Here is a 23,565-nt window from a genome sequence, read left to right on the forward strand (position 1 = left end):
GCCTGCATCGCGCTTCCACTGTTATGCAACAGCTGCATCATATGTATTCGGATACAGGGTGATCATCATATAACAGATTTCATCATCACTGATCTCAATTTCAAAGGCCTCCTCAATGGACTTGATATGGCTTCTTATTTTCTGAAAAATCTCTTTATTACTGTCCAAATAGGGCGTCTTATGGTCAAATATGATTGTCTTATTTGCTATGATACGCTCAATCATAAAACCGATATGGATAATTAATGAGAATCCGGTAGAGGCTCTGTTTTTTTCTTCATACTCCAGATCATCAAAAAGATTTTCTAAAAACTCCGCGGCAACCTTCTGAACAGCCAGTGGATTTACATACATAACATGCTGGGCCAGAAATCCTGCAGCTTCCTCTGCACTCTGGTCTGTTTTTTTATGCTTTGTCTTTTGTTCGCTTACTCCTGTTTTGTTCAGAAATTTAATGAAATTCTCCTTTTTATCATCGGTAACCAGTTCGGATATATGAAAGAAAGGGGCATCCACATCAATATGTACATTTCCAATGACTGCAACCAGATTGTAGCTGTCCACGATTTCCTGATAGGTCTCATTTTTCTTTTGAAGCTCCTCATTGCTTAACGCAAATACATGGATGTAGCCAAGCGAATTTTCCTTTAATATTTCAACAATCATATTTTTAAATGCGATACTTGTCCCCTGACCGGATGAACATGCGGATATGATTGCAGGCTCTTTCTCTGAGCTTGCAAAAGCAGGCTCAAAGCGGTTTTTAATCAGATATTCATTATAGGTGAGGTCAATATGCTCATTGCGATTCAGCATGATGTGCGCAAAGTCCAAAGCAATCGCTGTGGATACGTTTGGAATCGTATGTGTGGGGATACCGGTATCTCTGGTCAGCTTATGTCCAAAATCCAGAAGAGAGCCCATGTCCGCCAGAATCATCACACCCTTTTTGAGATGCAGACTCTCGATTTCCTCCATAAACAGCTGGTAGCTCTGATTGACATCCTGTGTCAGCGGCATATCAAATGCCCTTACAAAATCCGTATGCAGCAGGCGGTTGCATACCTCTGCTATGCTGGATGCCGTATTGCCATGAGCAAGAATATATAAGGCAGCCTTTGATGAATTATCCGGAACAATATCACTTGTAATATTCTTGATCAGCAGCTGAAAGAACTTTTTCTCATCCGTTGGCAGACGCAGAGAAAACTTGCTTTCGATCCTGTCGATCATATCATCAACAATCGCATCACCTGTTTTCACAGGCACGGAGCTGCTCTCCGTCAGCTTTATTTTCCGCAATCTGTCAATAAGAAATTTTAAATGAAAGGCCAGAACGAGGATGCTCTGCTCCGTTATTTTTACAGACAGGCGGTTTTGTATTTCCTTCATGACCTCCAGTGAGAAATCGACAATGCGCGGCTCGATAATCTTATAAAGCTCATCCTTGTTTACTGTTTTAAAATACATGCTGTTGAGAATTTCGTCATAATAGGAAGACACTGCGGAGGATATGCGAATTGCGACCTCATCGCTCGTCAGTCCCTGTCTGGAATAATTGCGAATCTCATCAATCAGACTGCAGTATGCTTCTTCATTCAGTACGTTTTCCTTTACATGTGTAATCTCATTGGAAGGTGTGATTACCAGGTCATAGTTGTAATTCTCATAATTGTCGGTGAAGGTATATCCGATTTTCCTATACTTTTTATAAGCCTCTCGGATATTGTCTGACAGAAATACATAGGGAACCTTGATTTCACCGAATTCCTTGGTTTTACTTTCAAGGAAAGAGCGGGCACAAAGTATTTTTATTTCAGAGGCAAGCTGTCCGATATTTTCTGTAAAATCATACAGGGTGATGGCTTTCACAATATCCGCATCAATGATATAGGTACGCTGTGTAAGGATCGCCTCCTTGGAAAAGAGATGCTCCATGATTTTCAGCTTTTCCTGTAGCGGGCGCTCGCGCAGCGGCGGCAGATTGATCGTAAGAGGGATTCTGCGCTTAAAGGTTTTCAACAGGACATCCTTCGGATTTTCTGTTGTAGCTCCAATGATGAGGATATCCGCTTTCCGTATCGTATTTGCTTCCCCCATCTTGCGGTACTGTCCGGTATCCATAAGATAGAATAACAGCTCCTGTCCCTCCGGAGGAAGTCTGTGAATTTCATCGAGAAACAATATTCCGTGATTAGCTTTTTCAACAAGACCCTCCGTTTCCTGATCCGCGCCGGTAAAAGCGCCCCGGATATGTCCGAACAGCTGTGACAGTAAAAGCTGTGGATTGTGATAGTAGTCCGCACAGTTGAATTCCACGAAGGGATATTCCTTTTCACTCATACCTTTTATTTTTCTGCCATAGTCATACATTGTATGCGCGAATAATGTCTTTCCAGTGCCGCTTTCTCCGGTAATCAGTGTGTGCAGCCCCTTTGGCGGGTATAAAATTGCGGACTGCGCCTGCTTAATCTGTAAAGACTGGCTGCCGTCATGGCCAATCATGATGGAAAAGGAATCTGCCTCCTGTTCTTTTTTGAAAAACAGATTTCTGATTTCCTCCGGGGTATAAACACTCTTTTCCAGGTGAACATGCAGTTCCTTCTTTACGATATCCACAGGAACAAATAAAACAGGTCGGGTTTCAATTTTAATAAACAAGCCGTTCTTGACAGCCGTATTCAGCATGGTACTGACCGTCGAACGGTATGTGTTAAAGTGATCAGCGATATCCTTTGCTGTGATTCCGAAATTCTCTTTCTTCTGAATTCTGTTTTCCAGATATTCCCTTGTAATGACAGAATAGATATAATCGAATACTTCCTGCTCAGACATATCTACACCTCTTTTCTTTTATGAATGCATCGTTTGTTTTACCATGATGCAGCAGTACGTTTATTAATGAATGTGCAGTTTGCCATTGTGCAAAAGAGCACTGCAAATGCCTTTCTCTATTGTATTGCATGATATCTGTGCTTTGTTTCTGCGTATGAAATGTTGCAGAAACGTACAGACAGCACCCGTTTAGGATAAAAGCTCAATCAATGAGTTCATAATCTCCTTTGGCGTGGTGGAAGCTTTAATCCGCTCCATGGATTCCTTCTCTGAAAACATTCCGACAAGCTTTTGCAGAATTGTCAGCTGATGCTCAGCACCATTCACAGCGAGCGTAAAGATGATATTTACCGGTACGGTTTCATTATCTGATCCCATTAGTGTGAAATCCACAGGGGTTTTCAGCTTTGTAATGATGATTGCCGATTTCTTAACCGTATCCCTTTCCATGGGATGAGGGATTGCAACCTTAAGTACCTCCGTGGGTAATGCTGTCGGGTACAGCTTTTCTCTTTTGATAACTGCATCCGCAAACCCTTCCTTAACATATCCCTTCCGGTATGCATCCTCACCGATTTTTTTGATAGCATCCTCAAAATCCTCTGCTTCCAGTGTTAATTCTATCAGTTCTTCAAATAATAAATCCCTTATATTGTATTTTTCCATAATTGAATACCTCCCGCTTTTTATTAAAGCAAAAATCTTGCCAAACTATGGAATTATAAGCTGATTCTGAAATATATCTGAAAATTTATGAGAAAATGCTTCCCTTAAGCTCCTGTTTATCGTGCTGAAATTTATCACTATGCTTATGCAGATAACATGCAGAGGTTGTTTGTGATACCATAGGGGCATGGAAAAGCTATAATTTACAGAGCATATTCGTTCGTGATTGAAATCTCATTTAAAATTATAGCATAGAAAATATAAAAGAAATAATAAATAAATGCAGTTATCTGTAAGCATGCATGAAAGGGATATACGTTATAAAAAGAGCGTTGGGGAATTTGGGTTACATATATAAGGAAGCATATTGGAAAAACAGCCATTCTGTAAGACATAAGAAGAGGCAAAAAAGCATTTTTGCATATAGCTTCCCTATGCTTTCTCCGGTGTAAAAACAGAAGAAAAAGTGTCTGTTCACTGGAATTGGCAAAATTTTTGCTTTATTAAATAGGCGTAAACGACCTGAAAGATGGTTAGAAAGGAGAATGAGATGAAAACAATTATCGTTGCTTGCGGAGGTGGTATCGCAACCTCGGCTACATGCGCTACAAAAATCAATATGGCGCTGGAAGAACGCGGATTGAGTAATCTGGCGAAGGCCGAGGCTGTCGATATCAAGTCACTTGATAATTTCATCAAGACTGCAGATGTCTATGTATCCATTACCCCGATGCGCGGTGTGGTACAAAGCTATGACATTCCGGTAATCAGCGGGATTCCGCTGCTGACAGGAATGGGCAAGGATGCCTGCATTGACGAGATTGTCAAAGCATTAAAGTAAAAGAAAAGAAGAGGAGAAAAAAATTATGGAAATGTTAGCTACCGTATTCCAGGGTCTTCTGGACCTGGGCGCTGCCGTATTTCTTCCGATTGTGTTATTCATTATCGGCTTGATCGTAGGCATGAAACCTGGCAAGGCGTTCTCATCCGCATTGACCTTAGGTGTTGCATTTATTGGTATCAATTTATTGATTGGGTATATGGGGGATACCGTCGGGGCTGCTTTCACAACAATCGTTGAGGGATCAGATAGTACATTAAAGTATATCGATATGGGATGGGCACCGGCCCTTGGACTTGCGTGGCAGTGGCAGTATGCGTTCCTCATGTTCCCGATACAGATTGCCATCAATGTTATCATGCTGCTGCTCGGATGGACGAACTGTCTGAATGTGGATATGTGGAATGTAGGAAACAAGGTGTTTACAGCCTTCCTTGTCACAAGTGCATGCAATAATGTGATTGTTGGCTTTATCGTTGCTATTGTACAGATTATCGCGGAATTAAAGAATGCGGATTACACGAAGTATCAGATTCTGGAGCTTACCGGTGTTCCTTCTGTAGGTATGCCGCACTGTATGTTTTTAAGTAATATCTTCTTCTATCCGATTGCAAATATACTGGATAAGATTCTGCCAAATACAAAGACGTTGAATGCGCAGGAAATACGTAATAAAATCGGTATCTTCGGTGAAAATCACGTACTTGGCTTCCTGATGGGAACCATTATCGGTCTTGCGGCAGGACAGGGTTCCGGTGCATTGCTGCTCGGTGTACAGGCAGGTACTGCATTGACCTTATTCCCGATGGTTTCCAAGCTGTTTATGACCGCACTGACACCGATTTCCGATGCGGCAAGTGAATGGGTGAAAAAGAAATTCCCTGGCCGTGAGCTGATCATTGGGCTTGACTGGCCAATTCTGGCAGGGAACTCTGAAATCTGGGTTGCCATCATTCTTACAATTCCGGTTGCATTGATCTTCTCGCTGATTCTGCCGGGAAATACTGCACTGGTTCTTGGAAATCTGATGAATGTCTGTGTTTGTGTACCACTGTTCCTGGCAATGAAGGGCGATGTGCTGAAAATGTGTATCGTTTCCTGGATCTGGTGTCCGATTTTAAGCTACGCGGCATCCGTTATGGGACCGCTCCTGACTAGTCTTGCAAATACTGCCGGAACCTACAACACCGATATCACATGGTGGGGCTGCGATATTGCGGAAATCCGTTTTGCAATATATGAAGCAGCAACTGGCAATATGATCGGTATCGTGGCATGTGTTGCTGTTGTGGCACTGGGAATTCTGTACTTCCTGAAGCTGGCACCCGCAAGAGAAAAAGCCGCAAAGGAACGTCTGGAATCCGGACAGTAAAAAAGTGTCTTTCCTTCTGTATGTTGTAATATAACCTATGGAAAAGCAGCTTATGTCGCTGCAAATTGACACAGTATCTATCATAGTAATGCAATAAGCAAAATGAAGAATGAGGTGATCCTATGAGCAGATTTCAACAGTTTTGGTGGTATATAGGCGTTTGTATGACAGCTGTCGCGCTTCTTTTATCAGTAGTGACACGCAACTGGGTGCTGGCAATACTCTGCGCCGTTTCCACTGCCGGACTGCGAAAATTAAATGACAAGGTTGAATTACCGAAGGTATATACGCAGAGGGGGATTAAAAATGAGTGGTTTACACCAGGGAGACAACAGAAATGAAAAAGATAATAAATAATCCGAATGCCGTTGTTGAAGAAATGCTGCAGGGTATTGAAATCGCGAATCCGGATGTTTTATATGACAGGGAAGGCGTCGTCATTGCCCGCAAGGAAAAAAGTGATAAGGTCGGGCTTGTATCCGGAGGAGGCAGCGGTCATGAACCGGCGCATGCCGGCTATGTCGGCTATGGTATGCTGGATGCCGCAGTGAGCGGTAATGTGTTCGCATCGCCGTCCCCGGACCGGGTGCTGCGTGGAATTCAGCTTGCAGACTCCGGTCATGGTGTTCTGCTGATCATAAAGAATTATGCCGGAGATATCATGAACTTTGAAATCGCAGAAGAGCTTGCCGGCATGGAAGGTATCGAGGTTGATCATGTCGTTGTGAGGGATGATGTTGCTGTTGCGGAAAGTGATGAATCTACTGGCAGACGTGGTATTGCAGGAACAGTATTCGTGCATAAGCTTGCCGGTGCGAAAGCAGAAACAGGGGCATCCCTTGCCGAGGTTAAGCGTGTTGCGGAAAAAACGATTGAGAACGTAAGAAGCTTTGGTGTATCGTTATCAGCCTGTACGATTCCGGCGGTCGGCACTTGCGGCTTTACGATTGAGGAGGACTGCATGGAGGTCGGTATGGGCATCCACGGTGAAGCAGGTATTGAGAAAACGAAGCTGAAGCCGTCAAAGGAAATTGCGGATATCATGGTAAACAGAATCCTTGCGGATAAGGACTATGGACATAGCGAGGTTGCAGTCATGATCAACGGTCTGGGTGCCACTCCTTTGATGGAATTATATATTCTGGCTTCTGATGTGCATACCCGGCTATGTGCCGAAGGTCTGAAGCCGGTCAAATATTATGTTGGAAACTATATGACGGCTATTGAAATGGCAGGGGCATCCTGCAGTATCCTACAGCTGGATGAGGAATTGAAAAGGCTGCTGGAGTATCCAAGCAATACCCCGGCATTTAAGGAGATTGGATAATGGGATTTCAATTACAGACAAAGGATTTTATCCGCTATTTTCAGGAAGCCCGTGAGGTGATTGCTGCGCAGAGGGACTATGTCACGGAGCTGGACTCCACGACAGGGGATGGCGATCACTGGGTGAATGTGAATATGGGATTTGAAAAAATAACAGCTCTGTCAAAGGAGCTGGAAGACATGACGCTGGCAGATATGTTCAAAAAGGTTGGAATGACAATGTATTCAGCTGTCGGAGGCTCCTCCGGGGCGCTTTATGGCAGCGGATACATGGCGGCCGGAAGAGCTTGTGCCGGCAAAGCTGTGCTGGATGTACACGGTCTGTATGAGGTGTATGACGCCATGCTGCAGGAAATCATGAAGCGTGGAAAAACAGAGCCCGGACAGAAAACGATGATCGATGCATTATACCCGGCACTTCGTGCATATAGGGAAGGATTGGACGCAGGCAGGCGTGATGAAGAAATCATTCAGGATTTTATGGAAGGCGCCGCAAACGGTGCGAAGCGTACAAAGGAAATGGAAGCTGTAAAAGGAAGAGCCAGCTATCGAAGCGATAAGGGTGTAGGGCATCTGGACCCTGGAGCTGTTACGCTGGCTATGCAGCTGGAATGTATGGGAAATATGATATTGAATACATTGAAATAAAAAACAGGAGGAGATACTTATGATGAAGAAAATACAATTTTATGCACCCGGTGATATCCGTGTGGAGGAGGTGGAGATACCTGCACCGAAAGCAGGAGAAATCGTTATCAAAAATGAGGTTACCTTAACCTGCGGTACAGATGTGAAAACGTATAAACGTGGATACCGCTATGAACCACCGTTCGGCATGGGGCATGAAGCAAGCGGTGTCGTATATGCTGTCGGTGAAGGGGTTACCGGGTTTAAAGTCGGTGATCGTGTGGTTGCACACAATTCTGCATCCTGCGGAACCTGTTACTATTGTAAAAAGGGACAGGAGTCCATGTGTGTGGATCTGATTCAGAATCAGTTTACCAACGGAGCCTATGCGGAGTATCAGCTGATTCCGGAAAGAATCGTCAAACTGAATACCTTCCATATTCCGGAAGGAATGTCCTATAAGCAGGCTGCACTGCTGGAACCGCTGGCTTGTGCCTTGTATGGAACGGAAATGACGAACTTTGATCTCGGTGACTACGTTTGTGTAAACGGCTGCGGTCCGATCGGTCTGATGTTTGTACGTATGTGTGTATTGAGAGGTGCACATGTTATCGCCTGTGATATGACACCGGAAAGACTGGCACTTGCGAAAAAGCTGGGTGCTCAGGAGATCATCAATATTAAGGATCTCAACGGTAAGGATCAGGCAGAGGCAGTGAAGGAGCTGACACCGGATGCGCGCGGTGTGGATGCGGCAATTGAAGCTGCCGGATTACCGGAGGTATGGCAGATTGCCCTGCGTATGGCAAGACCTGGCGGAGAGGTTCTGTTCTTCGGCGGTACGAAAAAAGGCCTGGAGGTACCTGTGGATACAACACTTGTACACTATTCTCAGCTGACATTGAAGGGCGTGTTCCATACAACTCCGCAGCATGTAAATGCAGCCTTTGAAATGTTGAAGATGGGGGCAATCAGTGCAGAGGATTTTGTACAGAATGAATACTGTATTGAGGATACTGAAAAGGCGATTGTAGAGCACGCTAGCGGTAAGGTTATCAAAAACTGCATTGTATATAAATAAAAACACAGGGAATTGAAAACTGCGTTTTATGGATGTATAATTCAACTATGAAACAGTCGTTGGAAATTATACAAAATCAGAAACAGAAATTCTCATCGAAGCTCGTACCCTCTATGGAAATCCTGGCACTTTCTCAGCATGAGCTGGAGTCCCTGGTCGATGCAAGTCTGATGGATAATCCGTTCTCTGATGTTGATCAGAATACAATATCCTTAAAGACCAGAGATGTCGATTTGGATTTTAAGCGGGTTCGAAAAAAGCAGAGTGAGCTTCAGGAAATTGTATATGCGGATGAAAGTCAGGATGATTTGTTCGAGCATGTCATCGTGCAGCTCTATCCGCATATGCAGACAAAAAAAGATGAAGAGGTTTTTACCGTATTATTAGAGTCTTTGGATTCCAGAGGATTTCTTTCAGAAACACCGGATGATTTGTGCAGATTCCTGAATATAAAGAAGACAAGGCTGCTGCAGTATTTGCATGTCCTGCAGCATGTAGATCCGAAGGGATTGGGCGCAAAGGATACCGGAGAATGCATATGCATTCAGTTATCGGAAATCGAGGGCTCCACTCTGGCACAGCATATCGTATGTTCTCATCTGGAGGCACTCAGTACAGGAGATTTTTTGAAAATTGCGAAGTTGGAGCATACCGATGTGGAGCATGTAAAACAGGCGTTGTCGCTGATTCGTTCACTGAATCCCATACCCGCAAACGGCTTTAGAGTACGGGAGAAGACGGTGTTTATCATTCCTGATGTATATATAAGGAAAGAAGATTCTACGTTTCTTCTGGAAATGAACGCCAGACTGCAGGATAAGCTCAGTATGAATACGGAAAACTATGAGCTTTACAAATCAGCGGCTTGCAATGCGGAAGCAAAGGCCTTTCTGAAGGAAAAGCTGAATGATTTTAAATGGCTTCAATATAGTATTTCCAGAAGGTCGGTGACGCTGAAAAAAATCATAGCCTTTCTGGTTGAATATCAGGCCGCCTTTTTCCAGACAGGAGATGAACGTGCATTGAAGCCGCTACGCCTTGTGGATATCGCAGAACAGCTAAAAATGCATACCTCCACCATAAGCAGAGCGATTTCCGGTAAATTCTTTCAATGTGAATATGGAACCTACTCCTTTCACTTTTTAGTGCCGAGATGCTATGAACGGCAGGGAGAAGTGACAGCCTCCATAGATACTATTCGAAACGAGATTAAGGAAATCATCCGTTCTGAGGATAAACAGCATCCCTATTCCGATGAGAAAATTCGTCAGCTGCTGGAGGAAGACGGATTTGTGATATCCAGAAGAAGTGTAACCTTATACCGAAAGGAATGCGGCATACCGTCCTCACGGAATCGAAAGACTATCCATATATAGAAAGGATCGTCATAATGAATATTTTAGACGTAGCATTTGTAGAAGAACTCGTTGATGCCTGCCAGTATTTCTGGGAAGCAGGATGGGGAGAATATCATGCAGGAAATATCAGCTATCTTCTTTCAGATGATGAATTTGATCAGCTGAAGGAGTATATGCAGGTGTCGGCATCTGTTGATGTTGCCTTTGATACAGCTGGCTTAAAGGGAAAGGCATTTATTGTCACAAAATCCGGAGCATGCTTTCGCACAATGAAGAAAAAGTATGAACGGGATCTGGGAATCATTCAGTTCAAGGAAAACGGATATGATATTCTGTGGGGACTTGATCAGGGAAGAGGAAGACCAACCAGCGAGCTTCCCGCCCATGTACTGTGTCATCGTGCAAGGCTCGCAGATGATGCAAACAACAAAATTGTAATGCACTGTCATCCAACCTACCTGAATGCAATGACGATGATTCATGAGCTGGATGAGGAAAGCTTTACACAGACCTTGTGGAAGATGAATTCCGAGTGTGCGCTGGTGTTCCCAGAAGGACTGGCAGTATTGCCCTGGATGAAATGCGGAGAAGGTCCGATCGGTCCGGCGACAGCTGATAAAATGAAGGATAAAAGGGTCGTTGTGTGGCCGTTCCATGGTATATTCTCGAGTGGCAATTCCATTTCGGATGCCATCGGCTTGATTGAGGCAATCGATAAAAATGCGTATGTATATGTTCTGGTGAAAGCCAATATGATGCATGGAATGACCGATGAAAATGTACGGGAATTGAAAGAACATTTCGGACTGAGCTGATTTCTTCAGCTTTCGATTATGGCAAGGAAAAGGAGACAGCAACTTCTTTTCCTTTTGTCATAGAGGAAACATATGTCTCATTGGATAGTGTTTTGATCAGCTTCTTTTGGAATGAAATAAAAGAGAAGGATATGAAAAGGAGAGGAACCTCATATGTTAGAGCATTTAAAAAAGGATGTTTGTGAAATAGCAAAGCGTGCGCAGAGGGATGGCTTATGTAAACACAAATCAGGGAATTTTTCTGCCCGTGATGCGAAAAGCGGCTATATTGTTATTACACCGACCAGTGTTGATCGCGAAATGCTGACACCCCGTGATATGATTGTTATGGATCTGGATGCCAATGTTTTGGAGCATGCATCCGGATTACGACCGACGAGTGAAGCCTTGATGCATTTGATGATTTATAGGACGAGAAAGGATGCGAGGGCAATCGTGCATACACACTCCATGTATGGCACCACGTTTGCTTTGTTGAACAAACCGATTCCGGCAATCGTATATGAGGTCGCAAATTTCGGGCTCACCAAGGCGCGTATTCCGGTAGCACCCTATGGCCGCCCCGGTACGATGGAGCTGGCTGATTCTGTTGTTGAGGTCTGTAAGGAGGCGGAATGCTTTTTACTGGAAAAGCATGGTACGGTTGCTTTTGATACAAGAGATATTTACGAAGCGTATTTAAAGGCCAATTACATTGAGGAGCTGGCACAGTTGTATTATAATGCGCTGACAGTACATCAGGGAAAGGAACCGGAAGCTTTTTCACAGGAGGAGCTGCAATGCTGGGAGTATCCAAAGGAAATCAGCTTCGCTGATGAATAATGTCAGTCAGTTTTTAGCGCGGAGGAGGATTCTCCATAGGTTAAATGTGTTATATGGAAATGCATAAGGAATCCGGATATGTATGTTCATGCTGTGTGTCATCTGATATTGCTTTTCAACAGAAAATGCAGGCATGAACAATATAGGAAGTGAAAGCCCAATACTGGGCTTTTTCTTGTATATGGCTGCATCGTATTTTGTCGGCACATATACGAAATGTTTGAAATACGCAGAAATCCAATGCGAATGCTATGGATAAACCGGAATCAGGCTTTGCCCTTGTGACAAAGGCTGACAGTATGCTACAAGATATCGTCTGTCACAGCTATTTAAAGATACACAAAAAGGATGAATTTGTTTTATCGTCAACGTCAGCTTTTTCCATAGGAATGATTCAGAAAGCTTGATGCAAATGAAAATCATTGTTTCTTTGAACAACTAATTCCTGCTTCATATATGTTTATTTTCGGAATCTCTCCCTAAAATGAAAAATATTCAGAAAATAGAATTGTGTTTGTTACAAAGTTACGGTATACTAGGAAACAGCGAGGTGACATCATGAGAGTATTGCTACAGAGGGTACAGCATGCAAGTGTGCGTGTTGATGGAGCTATAACAGGAAGTATACAGCAGGGATTTCTGCTGCTGGTGGGAATTACGCCGACGGATACCGAGGACATCATGAGGAAGATGGCAGGAAAATGCGCACAGCTTCGTGTATTTGAGGATGAAAATGGAAAAATGAACAGAGGGCTTCAGGATATCGGTGGCAGTATTCTTTCTATATCACAGTTTACGCTGTATGCGGATTGTAAACGGGGAAGACGCCCGGGATTTGAAAAAGCGGCACGCGGGGATTTTGCACAGCCGATGTACCATGCATTTAATGAAGAGCTCCGTACTTATGGTATCCATGTGGAAACGGGGATCTTCGGTGCGGATATGAAGGTGGATTTACTGAATGACGGTCCGGTTACAATTTTGCTGGACAGTGAAGAATGGTAGGAGGAAGTGAAATGGGCACAATTTTATATGGAAGTGAAATAGCGAAGGATATACGTACCTCGTTGAAGGAACAGATTGATGAGCTGCGTGAGAAAGGAAAAAGGATTCCGAAGCTTGTTGTGATTCTGGTAGGGGATAATCCTGCCAGCCTGTCCTATGTGACCGGTAAGGAAAAGGCGTGCAGAGAAATCGGAATGGAAAACATTCTGCTGCGGCTGCAGGAGGATACCACAGAAGAAGCGCTTTTGGCGGAAATTCACAGATTGAATACGGATACCTCCATAGACGGTATTCTGGTACAGCTCCCGCTGCCAAAGCATATGGATGAGCATAAAGTTCTGTTTGCTATTGATCCGCAAAAGGATGTCGATGGCTTTCATCCATATAATATAGGAAAGCTGATGCTGCAGGAGGATACCTATCTGCCCTGTACTCCAAAGGGAATCCTGCGTATGCTGGACACTGCTGGATATTCTGATTTAAGCGGTCTTCGCGCAGTCGTCATCGGCCGCAGCAATATTGTTGGAAAGCCGGTTGCGCACCTGCTGTTAAACCGCAATGCCACGGTAACCATTTGCCATTCTAGGACAAGGAATATCGAAGAAATCTGTGCGGAAGCGGATATCCTGATCGCATCCGTTGGAAGTCCCCGCCTGGTTACGGCTGACTGGGTGAAAAAGGGAGCTGTTGTCATTGATGTCGGCATTAACCGTGTGGATGGCAGGCTGTGCGGTGATGTGGATTTTGAGAGAGTGAAAGACAAGACGGCCGTAATTACACCGGTACCTAAGGGCGTTGGACCGATGACCATTGCAATGCTCTTGGAAAATACGCTGGAATCCTATCGGAAACACCGCTGATATGCTGATAGAATTTTTGGGTGAGATACTGGTTGAGGGACTGGCATGTGGGACCTACGGTCTGATGGAGCTGTTTCTTGACAGCCTGTATAAGGGCTGGAACAAAACGCTGAAGAAGCTGCTGTGTGTGCTTATGGGAATCACCATGTGGATTCTGATAGGGTATATGATCATCGGAATTCTGGAAATTGTCTTATAAATGTGGAGGTGCTTATGATAGAAAAAGATTATGATCTCAATGATATCGTCGAAATGAAAAAGGAACATCCATGTCATAAATCAAAATATTGGAAAATTATACGTATGGGGGCAGATATTCGCATTAAATGTCTGGGCTGTGGTACAAGTGTGCTGTTTCCCAGAGTGCAGTTTGAAAAGAAATTAAAAAGAATTATAGAAAAGGCTCCCGGAGAAACGAATGAAAACTGACATCCTATGTGATGTCTTTTTTATAAGGTAGGGGAAAGATACAACAGCGCCTTATACTTATAATAATAGCAAGGACAAACCTATTCAAAGCATTAATAAAATATGAATGTAAAATATAATTGACATAATAGAAAATAAAGCATACAATAAAAGGGAAGAGGAAGTGGTGCAATGGCGAAAAATCTGAAATTGAAGGCCGCGAGAGCAGCGATGGATCTGACACAGGAACAGCTTGCAGAAAAAGTCAGTGTAACCAGACAGACAATCAATGCCATCGAAAAGGGAGATTATAACCCAAGTATAAATTTATGTATTACCATATGCCGGGTATTGGGAAAAACACTGAATGATTTATTTTGGGAGGAGTGAAGATTATGAAAAACTTTGATGAACGACAGGAACAGGTTCGCGGCAGAATTATGACTCGTGCCTTCCTCATAACGATTATACTCATGTTACTGGCTGCATTTCTAAACGATATGCATCTGTATGATTTCGAAAAGAATGTCGGCTTTGGAGAAACGCTGATCAGTATTGTCTGTATTGCTATAACATACGGCTCTGTGGCAAGTATTTTAAGTAACTCTTATTTTGGTCCGCTGAAGGATGGCAGAATGGCGTTTATTGCTTATGTATTTACCGCGTTGTCGGTCGTGCTGGCAGCCTTGACGATCTTTGATCTCATTCGCGGAGAAACACTGGCAGTTATGAATATCATTTCCCTCATGATGGTGTTTAGTATCAGCATAAGTTTGTGGATCCGTAGGACAGATTGGAAGAAATAACGGATTCCCCGTATTTGCTTGCATATATGCGAAAAAAACGATAAAATGGTAAAGCGAGAGGAAGGATAGTATATGCCATTAACTGCAGGAATCGTCGGATTGCCCAATGTCGGTAAATCCACATTATTTAACGCCATTACAAAAAGCCAGGTAGAAGCTGCGAATTACCCGTTTGCGACCATACAGCCAAACGTTGGAGTCGTGGAAGTGCCTGATTATAGAATCGACCGTCTGGTGGAGCTGTTTCACCCAAAGAAAACCATTTATACAACCTTTGAATTTACGGATATTGCCGGTCTGGTTAAGGGAGCCAGCAAGGGAGAGGGGCTTGGAAACCAGTTTCTGAGCAACATCCGTCTAACGGATGCCATCTGCCATGTAGTACGCTGCTTTGATGATGCGGATATTACGCATGTCGAAGGAAGTGTTGATCCGATACGTGATATTGAAATCATCAATCTGGAGCTGATTATGGCGGATTTACAGACAATTGATAACCGTTTAAGCAAGGTGGAGCGCAAGGCTGTCACGAATAAGGACAAGGATGCACTTGCAGAGGTTGTCGTTTTGAAGAAGCTGAAGGAAGCGCTGGAGGCCGTAAAGCCTGCGCGAAGTGTAGAGCTTGATAAGGATGAGCTGCTGCTGATTAAGGCATTCAGCCTTCTGACTATCAAACCAATGATTTATATAGCAAACATGTCGGATGAGGAAATCGCCGATCCGCAAGCCAATCCATATTTTCAGAAGGTGAAGGAGCTTGCAAACTTGGAGCATAATGAGGTTGTTCCTGTTTGTGCGAAGATTGAAGAGGAGCTTTCAGAGCTGGATAAAGAAGAGAAAACGGAGTTTTTGAACGAGCTTGGAATTCAGGAAAGCGGTCTTGATAAGGTGATAAAGACAGCATATCATATTTTGGATTTATGCACCTTCCTGACAGCCGGAGAGGATGAATGCCGGGCATGGACATTTCATCGCGGAATGCTGGCACCGCAGTGTGCCGGTGTGATACACACGGATTTTGAGAAAGGCTTTATCCGTGCAGAATGCTATAAGTTTGATGACATTGATAAACTGGAAACTGAACAGGCTGTAAAGGAGGCAGGAAAGCTGCGTCTGGAAGGTAAGGAATATGTTGTTCAGGATGGAGATGTTCTGCATTTCCGATTTAATGTTTAGGAAACAAAGCACCTGTTGATGCAATTCATTTATCATATGTAAAAAGAGGTTTCTTCCCATTGATTGTGTAGAATAATCCGGGAAGAAGCCTCTTTTTGCCTGTTTTAGGTCAATTTTTCTGCATATTGATATATGATTTATATAGTATTCAATTTATAGAATATCATCATTTTTTAATAAAACTTGCCATATCTTCAATAAACGCCTGATTTACATGACCCTTTGTTTTGTACTCCTCATTCGTCGGTGTTCCTTCTCCATCTATCATAAGGTGCGTTGCGTTCGGATAGGTTGTGAATATCCAGTTTTTATGCGTTTCAAAATTCTTCCTCCAGATTGCCTGATCTTCTTCTGTGACCTGATAATCACGCAGACCCTGTGCACATAATACAGGGACCTTGATATCCGCAGCCTGCTGAACAGCATCATAGGACAGCAAATCCTTTATATAAGCCTTTGACATACCTCCGAAAAATATTTTGGCATCACTCAGCTCATCAATTCGCTGCAGATCCTGCTGATCCTGTTTGTACTGTTCGATAGCTGCCTGTTCGTCCTTTGTTATGTTTCCATCCAGCTTTGCCAGATAGGTAACCTGTTCCATCAGCAGCTCATCCAATGCTCTTGCAGGGGCAGCCATCATGATATAGCCTGCACAGCCGTCCATTTCTGCTGCGATTCTTGGAATCAGATAGCCAGAGAGACTATGCCCCAGGATATAGATTTTATTTGTGTCAATCTGCTTTTGCTGCTTCATCTGGCTGAATGCTGCCACAGCATCGAAAATTACCTCCTGCTCGACCGTATCCTTCACTGTAAAGGATTCAGGATATGTGTAGGTTCGCTTATCATAGCGGTAGCTCGCAATACCCTTTTTCGCAAGTCCCCAGGCGATATCCTGAAACGGTTTGTTATCGTAAATGGTCTCATCCATATCATTCGGTCCGCTTCCCGCCAGAAGAATTACAAGCGGAAAGCTTTTACCCTCTGCCGGAGTTGTCAGTCTGCCGCTCAGCTTTTTTCCATCGGCAATTTGCAGCTCAACTTCACGCTCCTTGACACCATCCGGAGCTTTCGCTGCTTTCTTCTGTGATTTGTACGGCTTAAAGAACAAGCCCTGAATTTGATCCTGTTCATTCAGGCTCAGCTGAATATTGGTATTCTGTTCCTCCATACGGCATGGTATCATGATGATTGTCGAATTCTGATAGCTTTGTCCATAGGGCTGCTCTGCCTCAATCAGTGATCCGAGACTGTCATTATAGGCATCCAGCTGCTTCTGGAAGGAATCCTCCCGTACAGCCTTATGCATTTGCTCATCATATGCATAATCCTTCTGCAGCTTATCATATTTGCGCTGCGTCAGATCCTTTACAAACTGAAGTGCCATATCACTTTGCTTGTCACTCAGCACGATATCCGTAACCTCATCGGACTGTCCCTTCTTCTCTTTTTCGCCGCTGCAGGCTACCATAAGAAAACATAGCAGACAGCATATGACAATTTGAATTTTCTTTTTCATGTTTTACCATCCTTTTTTTTTCATTGTATCACAATCATAAAGAAAAAAAAGACCGAAGGGGTCTAATTTTCATTTGCTATAAAAGACTTTAATTCCTCAAAGCTGTTTTTGGCATCCATGTAGCCCTGTTCATATAATTCCCGCAATCTGGCTTCATTTTTCTCCAGACGCGAAATTTCCACGGGAGAGCTTGGGCGTATGAGGAAGACACTTCCTTCCTTTTCCATTAAAGCAAGCTCATCCAGTGTGCGGTTATAGGCGATATGGCGTGTTTCCAGCGCCTTGATGAATTTCGGATACTTCTTATAGCTGCGGCGGATCATCGGCAGCAGATTGTTTTTTCCTTTGCGGTATTCTTTACACTGTGTGAGTACAACAATATTTTTTGTATATCCCATCTCCTGAAATTTATGGATGGGAATGCTGTCTGTTGCGCCGCCATCCAGCAGCTTTTTTCCATCAACTTCGACAATTCTGGAAAGCAGGGGCAATGATGCAGAGGCACGTACATAGATAACATCACGCTTCATATTGATACACTGCAGGTATTCTGCCTTACCGGTTTCCAGATTGCTGGCAACGGCATACAGCTTTGTATGCGATGTATTAAAGGCATCAAAATCATAGGGATCCAGTGTATTCGGTATATCCTCATACACAAACTTTGCTCCGAAGAAATCTCCGGTTTTCAGCAGAGAGGATACGCTCATATAGCGCTTATCCTTTAAATAGGCGGTATTGGTACGGTACGCTCTGCCGATCTGTTTGGATACATAGCTGCACGCATGACAGGCACCTGCGCTGACGCCAATGACACCGTCGGTATATAAATTCTGTTCCATAAAGAAGTCCAGCACACCGGCAGTATAAATTCCGCGCATGCCGCCTCCTTCCAGAACAAGTCCAAGCTTACTCATTCTCTTCACTTCCTTTATGACCTGTATATTATAGCACAGTTTCTACCTACTTACACACGAAGGTAAAAATCAAAATGGCGTTATCATAGGAAATCGTGGTGTGACAATAATTTTACAGGCAATATCCATATTTAGTTCATTTAGGGTTTGTAAATACGTTCCATAAGTGATAAAATTAGCATATAACAAGACGAGAGGAGAGCGTGTTTATGAAACTAATTTTAGCGATTATGTCCAATGACGACAGTCCTGCAGTTTCCAGTGCATTGACAAAAGAAAATTATCAGGTAACAAGACTGGCAACGACTGGAGGATTCCTGCGTGCAGGAAATACCACCCTGATCGTAGGTACTGATGACGATAAGATTGAACGTGCGATTGAAGTGATTGGAGAATACAGCAGACGCCGTACGGAAGTGGTACCGAGTACAGCATCCTACGACATCGGAAGATATGCATCTTTCCCGGTTGAAGTACAGGTAGGAGGCGCAACGATCTTCGTTATCGATGTAGAAAAATTCATTAAATTATAATGCAAAAAGGAACCTCCGGGTTTCTTTTTATTATGCTTTCAGGTGGTGTGAATACACAAGCTTATACCCTTTGGATATCGCTGATTTGCATGTTTAATTCTCATTTGTGATTGTGATGATATATAGGTCTAAGCTTACGTATCCAGCATTATAATATTTATTAACATCCCATCATAGAAAACGGGTATACTTTTTAGAAATATAGAAAAAGGAGCTTCCTTATTCAATGATGTGTCATAGGAAAGCTCTTTGTTTTAGGGTTGCTTTTGTATATCGGCTGTATAACAGTTCCTGTTTTCCGTAGTAACGGTATGATACGCTGATGCCTGCTGTGTCTGTTTCATATTCGTCATCTGTCCGTACGAAACAGCCAGGATGTTGCCTAGTCTGCTTTTCATGGCAGCTCCTTTTGGAAAATCAGCTCCACCTTGAACAGGTCGGCATCAAAGCTGATGTGCATATGCCCGTTTTGCAGCACTGTAAAGCTTTTGGCTATCGCAAGACCTAAGCCGCTGCCCTCCGTATTCCTTGCCTTATCGCCGCGCTGAAAGCGTTCCATGATATCGGCAGGGTCAAAGTCAAGCTCTGTTGCGGATATATTTTTGACAGATATATATACCTCCTGCTCACGTTCCTCCACATAGACATACACACGGGTATGCTCCAAGGCATATTTTCCTGCATTCACCAGTAGATTTTCCAATATGCGAAAGGTTTTTTGAGGATCAAGGCTGAGAACGATCTTCTCTTTACTGAAAGTGTTGCGTATCGTCAGGTCATGCTGAATGAACAGTGCCTCGTATTCCATTTCCACCTGCTTAATCAGAGAAATTAAATCAACATCCATGCGATCCAGCTGTATGTTGCCTGTGCTGGCCTTGCTGACTTCAAATAAATCCTCAATCAAGTGCTTTAGACGATTGCTGCCGGATTCCAGTATTGTGATGTAACGCAGCCGCTCCTCTTCCGGAAGATTCTTGTTTTTCAGAAGGTCGATGTAGCTGATCATGGAGGTTAGCGGAGTTTTCAAATCATGAGAAACATTGGTGATCAGCTCCGTGCGCATATTCTGTGAGCGAACCTCCTGTGCAACAGCCTCCTGAAAGGATGTCTCAATATTCTGAAGATTGTCCTTCAGTGATTCATAGATGCCCAGATCTTCATCCACAGTGGTTTGGAAGTCACCATTTGCAACGCGCTGAATAATGCCTTCAAGCGATTGAAAGTCTCGTTTCATCCTGCTGTTTTGACGATGACGGATAGAATACAGGATCAGACAATAGCATGAAAGCAGAAGATAGAAAAATATTCCGCTGTCCCGGTAGATACATACTATGAGGATACATACGATATGCAGGAACAAAGTGGCGAGCAGGCGAAGCTCTCCCTTATCATGAAAATCAAAGCCGATAATATAGCGATACAGCCGTTTTGCCTGTCTGCCAAGCAATACGGAATTTTGCGTTAGCAGGGAGTGCTTTTGCAGGGATACCCGCACACCGTTGTGCTGCATGGAGCGAATCGCATAGCCGCATCCGGAAAGCACTGCGAACAGTCCGCTTAAACAAGCAATCTGCAACAGATAATAGCTGGAAATCTGCCATGTATCGGCTGAGAGAATATCCAGTGAGAAATCCTCCGGCAGACGAAACATCCGGTACACAAGCTCGCTGCCCCTGATTTTATAGAAATAAAGTCCAAGCAGTGCAGCACCCAGCGTGATTTCATAGGGCAGCCTTTGTGTAAAAAAACGATAGAAGCCGCTTTTTACCGCCCATTTATATGGCATAAGCAAAGACCATGCAAAAAGCAGTGTGCCTACCAGCAAAGTAATGCGCTGCAGGGCCGGCTCCATATATTCCTCAATTCGGGAATATTCTATGGGAATGGAATCATCAGCCGGTTCTTTGATAAATGTATTACCGCTAAAGTCCCGTTCCTCTTCGCTGTTAATGTATTTGTAATGCGTTTTGTACTCTTCGATGGCTTTTTGATCAAGGGATGGAAATACCAGAAACATAGATATGATTGCCAGTGCAATACCGGACAGAAGAATTAGGGTAGTCCAATGTACTTTTTTCATAATTCACCTCTTTTTACTGTTTCTCAATCTTATACCCGACACCCCAAACAACCTTGATATAACGGGGAGCACGGGGATTGATTTCAATTTTCTCTCTCAGATTTCGAATATGGACCATAACGGTTTCGGTGTTGACTGCGGTTTCGTTCCATACATGCTCATAAATATCATCACTGGAAAAGACCTGACCAGGATGCTCCATAAACAGCTGCAGGATCCGAAATTCAATCGGTGTCAGCCGGCGTGATTCTCCATCCACAAAGACCTCCTTGCTTTTGCGATGCAGTTCGATTCCACCCAGAAGCAGCCTGTCCTCCACCTCCTGCTTTTGCTCGAGCAGCTGCTGATAGCGCAAATGCCGCCGCAGCTGTGCATGTACACGGGCGAGCAGCTCCATCGGGACAAACGGCTTTGTCACATAGTCATCCGCACCGATATTCAGACCGGTAATCTTATCAATATCTTCCGATTTGGCAGATAATATGATGATAGGAAACTCATGCAGCTCTCTGATTTTCATTGTCAGGGCAATCCCGTCCATTACCGGCATCATGACATCGATGATTGCAAGATCCACCGTATTGTTTTGTAATAGCTCCCAGGCAATGGCTCCATTCGCTGCTTTCAGGGTCTGATACCCCTGGCTTTTTAAATAAATTTCAATAGCATCCGCAATCGATGCCTCATCCTCGGCAATTAGTATGACAGAACTCATGATGACACTCCTTTTTTATAATTATACAACAGATATGTGCTATTTTCTTGTTTTTTCATAAAATGCAGACATATCAAAGGTATGCAGACAGAGTAATCCGGCAAGGCTGAATCCGATAAACAGTATCATGATATCCAGTATGTTCATAATCCGTCCTCCTGAAGCAAGTATATCGAAAAAGTATTAAGGAACGACGGCATCAATTCAAAAGATTTTCTAAAGAAGTCCGGGTATTTGCTTGTAAAAGGCATTCCAATGAAATACAATTAAGGAAGAAAGGGTGTTTGTATGAAACGAATCATTGAAAATATAAAATTTATGCAGGATGGCACCATGGTGTTTGGTGATCTGCATCTGGAAGATGGCTTTGTGGAACGAATTGATTATAAAACACCACATATGGTGAGTGATATAGCAATACCGGGGTTAGTGGATATTCATACCCATGGCTTTCACGGCTATTCCTGTGAAAATACAGATATCGGGAATCTGCATGCGCTGGCGCTGGAATATCCAAAACGCGGAATCACCTCGTTTTGTCCGACGGTATCAGCAAGATCACTGAATGAATTTCGTACGATCATCGACGCATATCGGAAAGCCTTTCAGGGAGATTATCGGGGAGCACGCTATGAGGGCGTGCATCTGGAGGGTCCATATTTAAATCCGGATCGCCGTGGTTCCATGAAAAAAGAAAATCTTATGGAAATTCATCTGGGTGAGCTGGAGGATTTTTTATCAGAGTATCATGATGATATAAAAATTATGACAATAGCTCCGGATGTAAAAAATGCCATGGAAGCAATCTCGTTACTGCATCTGTATGGGGTTGAGATTTCGCTGGGGCATACGAATGCAGATTTTACCCAGACCAATGAAGCGTTCGCATGTGGAGCTACACAGATTACACATCTGGGAAATACCATGCCGGAAATCACACATCACAAGCCCGGTATGATGGATGCCGTATTCTTATCCGACTGTCTGTGTGAAGTTATCATGGACGGCGTACACATGCAGAAGGAGATGCTGAAATGGGTGATTCGTCTGCTGGGCTGTAGCCGTGTGGTTGCGGTAAGTGACGGCACGCCTTTTTCTGGCTTTCATTATCCGGACGGCTATGAGCTGGAGGATGGAAGTGTTATACGAAACGGCGCTGTTTATAAAGAGGATGTACTGCTGGGCAGCAGCTGTGACCTGCTGGATATCTTTCAGTATCTGTACAAGCAGGAGGGCTATGATCTGTCCGACTGTATCCGTATGTGTTCCACCAACGCTGCAAGGATGCTGAAAACCTATGCCCATGAAATCGGATTGGGAAAAAATATCAATCTAGTGATTCTGGGACATGATATGCGTGTGAAAGAAGTTATTATCAACGGAAGAAGTGCGTTATGAATTTTATGGGAAGATGCTGTGAAGGCTTTGCATAGCTTACGGGAAGTGTTTATGGGAATATAAAAGGGCTCATGGGGTTTTTATGAAACCTGTCATGAGTCTTTTATTGTGGATGGAATGCAAAGGCAGAAACCGGCAATGCGATACCTGAGCTATTATTTTTCCAGGCTTATGAAGCAGAAATAGAGATTCTATGAATCGTTAAGAGTAGAAGAAAGGCAGACAAGGAGAGTTAAGAAATCTAATGACGCTTATAAACTCGTTTTAAGAGGAGTTTGTATTGCTGGGAATACAGGAATCAGTTAATTCTCTTAAAACGCTCTAAAACGAATAAAAATGGTGATTTAAGAAAAATTAAGAATTGCCTGGAGAGCAGAGATACAAAAAAGAAGGCATTTG

The 23,565-nt window shown here is 43.5% G+C and carries 24 protein-coding genes; 18 read left to right on the plus strand and 6 right to left on the minus strand.

Features of this window, described 5'->3' with window-relative positions:
* Window positions 1-21: 21 nt before the first annotated feature.
* Entirely contained in the window at window positions 22-2,835 is a 2,814-nt protein-coding gene (locus G4D54_01365; protein ID QJA01153.1) for a sigma 54-interacting transcriptional regulator, read from the minus strand.
* Between the two features lie 189 nt (window positions 2,836-3,024).
* Window positions 3,025-3,501 (minus strand): PTS sugar transporter subunit IIA, encoded by a 477-nt coding sequence (locus tag G4D54_01370; GenBank protein ID QJA01154.1) that lies wholly within the window; start codon window positions 3,499-3,501, stop codon window positions 3,025-3,027.
* Window positions 3,502-4,051: 550 nt separating this feature from the next.
* On the opposite strand from G4D54_01370, the gene G4D54_01375 reads away from it, so the two are divergent.
* The 16 genes from G4D54_01375 to ychF all read left to right on the plus strand — a co-directional run bounded on the left by G4D54_01375 (window position 4,052) and on the right by ychF (window position 15,998).
* Complete coding sequence (locus tag G4D54_01375; protein QJA01155.1) at window positions 4,052-4,342, plus strand: PTS sugar transporter subunit IIB; 291 nt, start codon at window positions 4,052-4,054, stop codon at window positions 4,340-4,342.
* A gap of 25 nt (window positions 4,343-4,367) precedes the next feature.
* Window positions 4,368-5,714 (plus strand): PTS galactitol transporter subunit IIC, encoded by a 1,347-nt coding sequence (locus G4D54_01380; GenBank protein QJA01156.1) that lies wholly within the window; start codon window positions 4,368-4,370, stop codon window positions 5,712-5,714.
* Between the two features lie 122 nt (window positions 5,715-5,836).
* A complete protein-coding gene (locus G4D54_01385) occupies window positions 5,837-6,055 on the plus strand; it encodes a hypothetical protein (GenBank protein ID QJA01157.1) in 219 nt (72 codons plus the stop codon).
* On the plus strand, window positions 6,052-7,041 hold the full coding sequence (gene dhaK, locus G4D54_01390; GenBank protein ID QJA01158.1) for a dihydroxyacetone kinase subunit DhaK: 990 nt from the start codon (window positions 6,052-6,054) through the stop codon (window positions 7,039-7,041). Before G4D54_01385 ends, dhaK begins: the two co-directional genes overlap by 4 nt.
* On the plus strand, window positions 7,041-7,688 hold the full coding sequence (gene dhaL / locus G4D54_01395) for a dihydroxyacetone kinase subunit L (GenBank protein ID QJA01159.1): 648 nt from the start codon (window positions 7,041-7,043) through the stop codon (window positions 7,686-7,688). Before dhaK ends, dhaL begins: the two co-directional genes overlap by 1 nt.
* A gap of 19 nt (window positions 7,689-7,707) precedes the next feature.
* Window positions 7,708-8,748: an alcohol dehydrogenase catalytic domain-containing protein gene (locus G4D54_01400; protein ID QJA01160.1), complete on the plus strand. Its 1,041-nt coding sequence runs from the start codon at window positions 7,708-7,710 to the stop codon at window positions 8,746-8,748.
* Window positions 8,749-8,795: 47 nt separating this feature from the next.
* Window positions 8,796-10,124, plus strand: a complete 1,329-nt coding sequence (gene rpoN / locus G4D54_01405) for an RNA polymerase factor sigma-54 (protein QJA01161.1) — start codon at window positions 8,796-8,798, stop codon at window positions 10,122-10,124.
* A gap of 14 nt (window positions 10,125-10,138) precedes the next feature.
* Window positions 10,139-10,921, plus strand: a complete 783-nt coding sequence (gene rhaD, locus G4D54_01410) for a rhamnulose-1-phosphate aldolase (GenBank protein ID QJA01162.1) — start codon at window positions 10,139-10,141, stop codon at window positions 10,919-10,921.
* Between the two features lie 153 nt (window positions 10,922-11,074).
* The gene (locus G4D54_01415) at window positions 11,075-11,743 is read left to right on the plus strand and encodes a class II aldolase/adducin family protein (GenBank protein ID QJA01163.1); all 669 of its coding nucleotides are present in this window, start codon (window positions 11,075-11,077) and stop codon (window positions 11,741-11,743) included.
* 558 nt (window positions 11,744-12,301) lie between these two features.
* Window positions 12,302-12,748, plus strand: a complete 447-nt coding sequence (locus G4D54_01420) for a D-tyrosyl-tRNA(Tyr) deacylase (GenBank protein QJA01164.1) — start codon at window positions 12,302-12,304, stop codon at window positions 12,746-12,748.
* A gap of 11 nt (window positions 12,749-12,759) precedes the next feature.
* Complete coding sequence (folD, locus tag G4D54_01425) at window positions 12,760-13,608, plus strand: bifunctional methylenetetrahydrofolate dehydrogenase/methenyltetrahydrofolate cyclohydrolase FolD (GenBank protein QJA01165.1); 849 nt, start codon at window positions 12,760-12,762, stop codon at window positions 13,606-13,608.
* A gap of 1 nt (window position 13,609) precedes the next feature.
* Window positions 13,610-13,807, plus strand: coding sequence for a hypothetical protein (locus tag G4D54_01430; protein ID QJA01166.1), 198 nt, complete (start codon window positions 13,610-13,612; stop codon window positions 13,805-13,807).
* A gap of 14 nt (window positions 13,808-13,821) precedes the next feature.
* A complete protein-coding gene (locus tag G4D54_01435) occupies window positions 13,822-14,037 on the plus strand; it encodes a DUF951 domain-containing protein (protein ID QJA01167.1) in 216 nt (71 codons plus the stop codon).
* Between the two features lie 171 nt (window positions 14,038-14,208).
* On the plus strand, window positions 14,209-14,406 hold the full coding sequence (locus G4D54_01440) for a helix-turn-helix transcriptional regulator (protein ID QJA01168.1): 198 nt from the start codon (window positions 14,209-14,211) through the stop codon (window positions 14,404-14,406).
* A 5-nt stretch (window positions 14,407-14,411) separates the two neighbouring features.
* A complete protein-coding gene (locus tag G4D54_01445; protein QJA01169.1) occupies window positions 14,412-14,822 on the plus strand; it encodes an NADH-quinone oxidoreductase in 411 nt (136 codons plus the stop codon).
* Window positions 14,823-14,894: 72 nt separating this feature from the next.
* The gene (gene ychF / locus G4D54_01450; GenBank protein ID QJA01170.1) at window positions 14,895-15,998 is read left to right on the plus strand and encodes a redox-regulated ATPase YchF; all 1,104 of its coding nucleotides are present in this window, start codon (window positions 14,895-14,897) and stop codon (window positions 15,996-15,998) included.
* A gap of 166 nt (window positions 15,999-16,164) precedes the next feature.
* Here the strand turns inward: ychF and G4D54_01455 are convergent, their stop codons facing one another.
* On the minus strand, window positions 16,165-17,520 hold the full coding sequence (locus G4D54_01455; GenBank protein ID QJA01171.1) for a DUF3887 domain-containing protein: 1,356 nt from the start codon (window positions 17,518-17,520) through the stop codon (window positions 16,165-16,167).
* A 62-nt stretch (window positions 17,521-17,582) separates the two neighbouring features.
* Window positions 17,583-18,437, minus strand: a complete 855-nt coding sequence (locus tag G4D54_01460) for a patatin family protein (GenBank protein ID QJA01172.1) — start codon at window positions 18,435-18,437, stop codon at window positions 17,583-17,585.
* Between the two features lie 209 nt (window positions 18,438-18,646).
* On the opposite strand from G4D54_01460, the gene G4D54_01465 reads away from it, so the two are divergent.
* Window positions 18,647-18,970, plus strand: coding sequence for a transcriptional regulator (locus tag G4D54_01465; GenBank protein ID QJA01173.1), 324 nt, complete (start codon window positions 18,647-18,649; stop codon window positions 18,968-18,970).
* A 394-nt stretch (window positions 18,971-19,364) separates the two neighbouring features.
* Here G4D54_01465 and G4D54_01470 read toward each other — a convergent pair whose 3' ends face one another.
* Both G4D54_01470 and G4D54_01475 read right to left on the minus strand, forming a co-directional pair.
* Window positions 19,365-21,053: a sensor histidine kinase gene (locus G4D54_01470; GenBank protein ID QJA01174.1), complete on the minus strand. Its 1,689-nt coding sequence runs from the start codon at window positions 21,051-21,053 to the stop codon at window positions 19,365-19,367.
* Window positions 21,054-21,066: 13 nt separating this feature from the next.
* On the minus strand, window positions 21,067-21,768 hold the full coding sequence (locus G4D54_01475; protein ID QJA01175.1) for a response regulator transcription factor: 702 nt from the start codon (window positions 21,766-21,768) through the stop codon (window positions 21,067-21,069).
* A 288-nt stretch (window positions 21,769-22,056) separates the two neighbouring features.
* Here G4D54_01475 and G4D54_01480 point away from each other — a divergent pair, with 288 nt between their 5' ends.
* Window positions 22,057-23,166 carry an amidohydrolase family protein gene (locus tag G4D54_01480; GenBank protein ID QJA01176.1) on the plus strand — a complete coding sequence of 370 codons (1,110 nt, stop codon included), beginning with the start codon at window positions 22,057-22,059 and terminating at the stop codon, window positions 23,164-23,166.
* Window positions 23,167-23,565: the final 399 nt, after the last annotated feature.

The sequence above is a fragment of the [Clostridium] innocuum genome (assembly GCA_012317185.1).
In the GTDB taxonomy this organism is placed as follows: Bacteria; Bacillota_I; Bacilli_A; order Erysipelotrichales; family Erysipelotrichaceae; genus Clostridium_AQ; species Clostridium_AQ innocuum.

Excerpts from the sequence above, each read along its gene's own strand:
- G4D54_01385 (QJA01157.1), top strand. The coding sequence starts at position 5,837 with ATGAGCAGATTTCAACAGTTTTGGTGGTATATAGGCGTTTGTATGACA.
- folD (QJA01165.1), top strand. The coding sequence starts at position 12,760 with ATGGGCACAATTTTATATGGAAGTGAAATAGCGAAGGATATACGTACC.
- G4D54_01435 (QJA01167.1), top strand. The coding sequence starts at position 13,822 with ATGATAGAAAAAGATTATGATCTCAATGATATCGTCGAAATGAAAAAG.
- rhaD (QJA01162.1), top strand. The coding sequence starts at position 10,139 with ATGAATATTTTAGACGTAGCATTTGTAGAAGAACTCGTTGATGCCTGC.
- ychF (QJA01170.1), top strand. The coding sequence starts at position 14,895 with ATGCCATTAACTGCAGGAATCGTCGGATTGCCCAATGTCGGTAAATCC.
- rpoN (QJA01161.1), top strand. The coding sequence starts at position 8,796 with ATGAAACAGTCGTTGGAAATTATACAAAATCAGAAACAGAAATTCTCA.
- G4D54_01470 (QJA01174.1), bottom strand. The coding sequence starts at position 21,053 with ATGAAAAAAGTACATTGGACTACCCTAATTCTTCTGTCCGGTATTGCA.
- G4D54_01465 (QJA01173.1), top strand. The coding sequence starts at position 18,647 with ATGAAACTAATTTTAGCGATTATGTCCAATGACGACAGTCCTGCAGTT.
- G4D54_01460 (QJA01172.1), bottom strand. The coding sequence starts at position 18,437 with ATGAGTAAGCTTGGACTTGTTCTGGAAGGAGGCGGCATGCGCGGAATT.
- G4D54_01370 (QJA01154.1), bottom strand. The coding sequence starts at position 3,501 with ATGGAAAAATACAATATAAGGGATTTATTATTTGAAGAACTGATAGAA.
- G4D54_01400 (QJA01160.1), top strand. The coding sequence starts at position 7,708 with ATGATGAAGAAAATACAATTTTATGCACCCGGTGATATCCGTGTGGAG.
- G4D54_01415 (QJA01163.1), top strand. The coding sequence starts at position 11,075 with ATGTTAGAGCATTTAAAAAAGGATGTTTGTGAAATAGCAAAGCGTGCG.
- G4D54_01380 (QJA01156.1), top strand. The coding sequence starts at position 4,368 with ATGGAAATGTTAGCTACCGTATTCCAGGGTCTTCTGGACCTGGGCGCT.
- G4D54_01430 (QJA01166.1), top strand. The coding sequence starts at position 13,610 with ATGCTGATAGAATTTTTGGGTGAGATACTGGTTGAGGGACTGGCATGT.
- G4D54_01455 (QJA01171.1), bottom strand. The coding sequence starts at position 17,520 with ATGAAAAAGAAAATTCAAATTGTCATATGCTGTCTGCTATGTTTTCTT.
- G4D54_01420 (QJA01164.1), top strand. The coding sequence starts at position 12,302 with ATGAGAGTATTGCTACAGAGGGTACAGCATGCAAGTGTGCGTGTTGAT.
- G4D54_01445 (QJA01169.1), top strand. The coding sequence starts at position 14,412 with ATGAAAAACTTTGATGAACGACAGGAACAGGTTCGCGGCAGAATTATG.
- G4D54_01480 (QJA01176.1), top strand. The coding sequence starts at position 22,057 with ATGAAACGAATCATTGAAAATATAAAATTTATGCAGGATGGCACCATG.
- G4D54_01375 (QJA01155.1), top strand. The coding sequence starts at position 4,052 with ATGAAAACAATTATCGTTGCTTGCGGAGGTGGTATCGCAACCTCGGCT.
- G4D54_01365 (QJA01153.1), bottom strand. The coding sequence starts at position 2,835 with ATGTCTGAGCAGGAAGTATTCGATTATATCTATTCTGTCATTACAAGG.
- G4D54_01475 (QJA01175.1), bottom strand. The coding sequence starts at position 21,768 with ATGAGTTCTGTCATACTAATTGCCGAGGATGAGGCATCGATTGCGGAT.
- dhaK (QJA01158.1), top strand. The coding sequence starts at position 6,052 with ATGAAAAAGATAATAAATAATCCGAATGCCGTTGTTGAAGAAATGCTG.
- dhaL (QJA01159.1), top strand. The coding sequence starts at position 7,041 with ATGGGATTTCAATTACAGACAAAGGATTTTATCCGCTATTTTCAGGAA.
- G4D54_01440 (QJA01168.1), top strand. The coding sequence starts at position 14,209 with ATGGCGAAAAATCTGAAATTGAAGGCCGCGAGAGCAGCGATGGATCTG.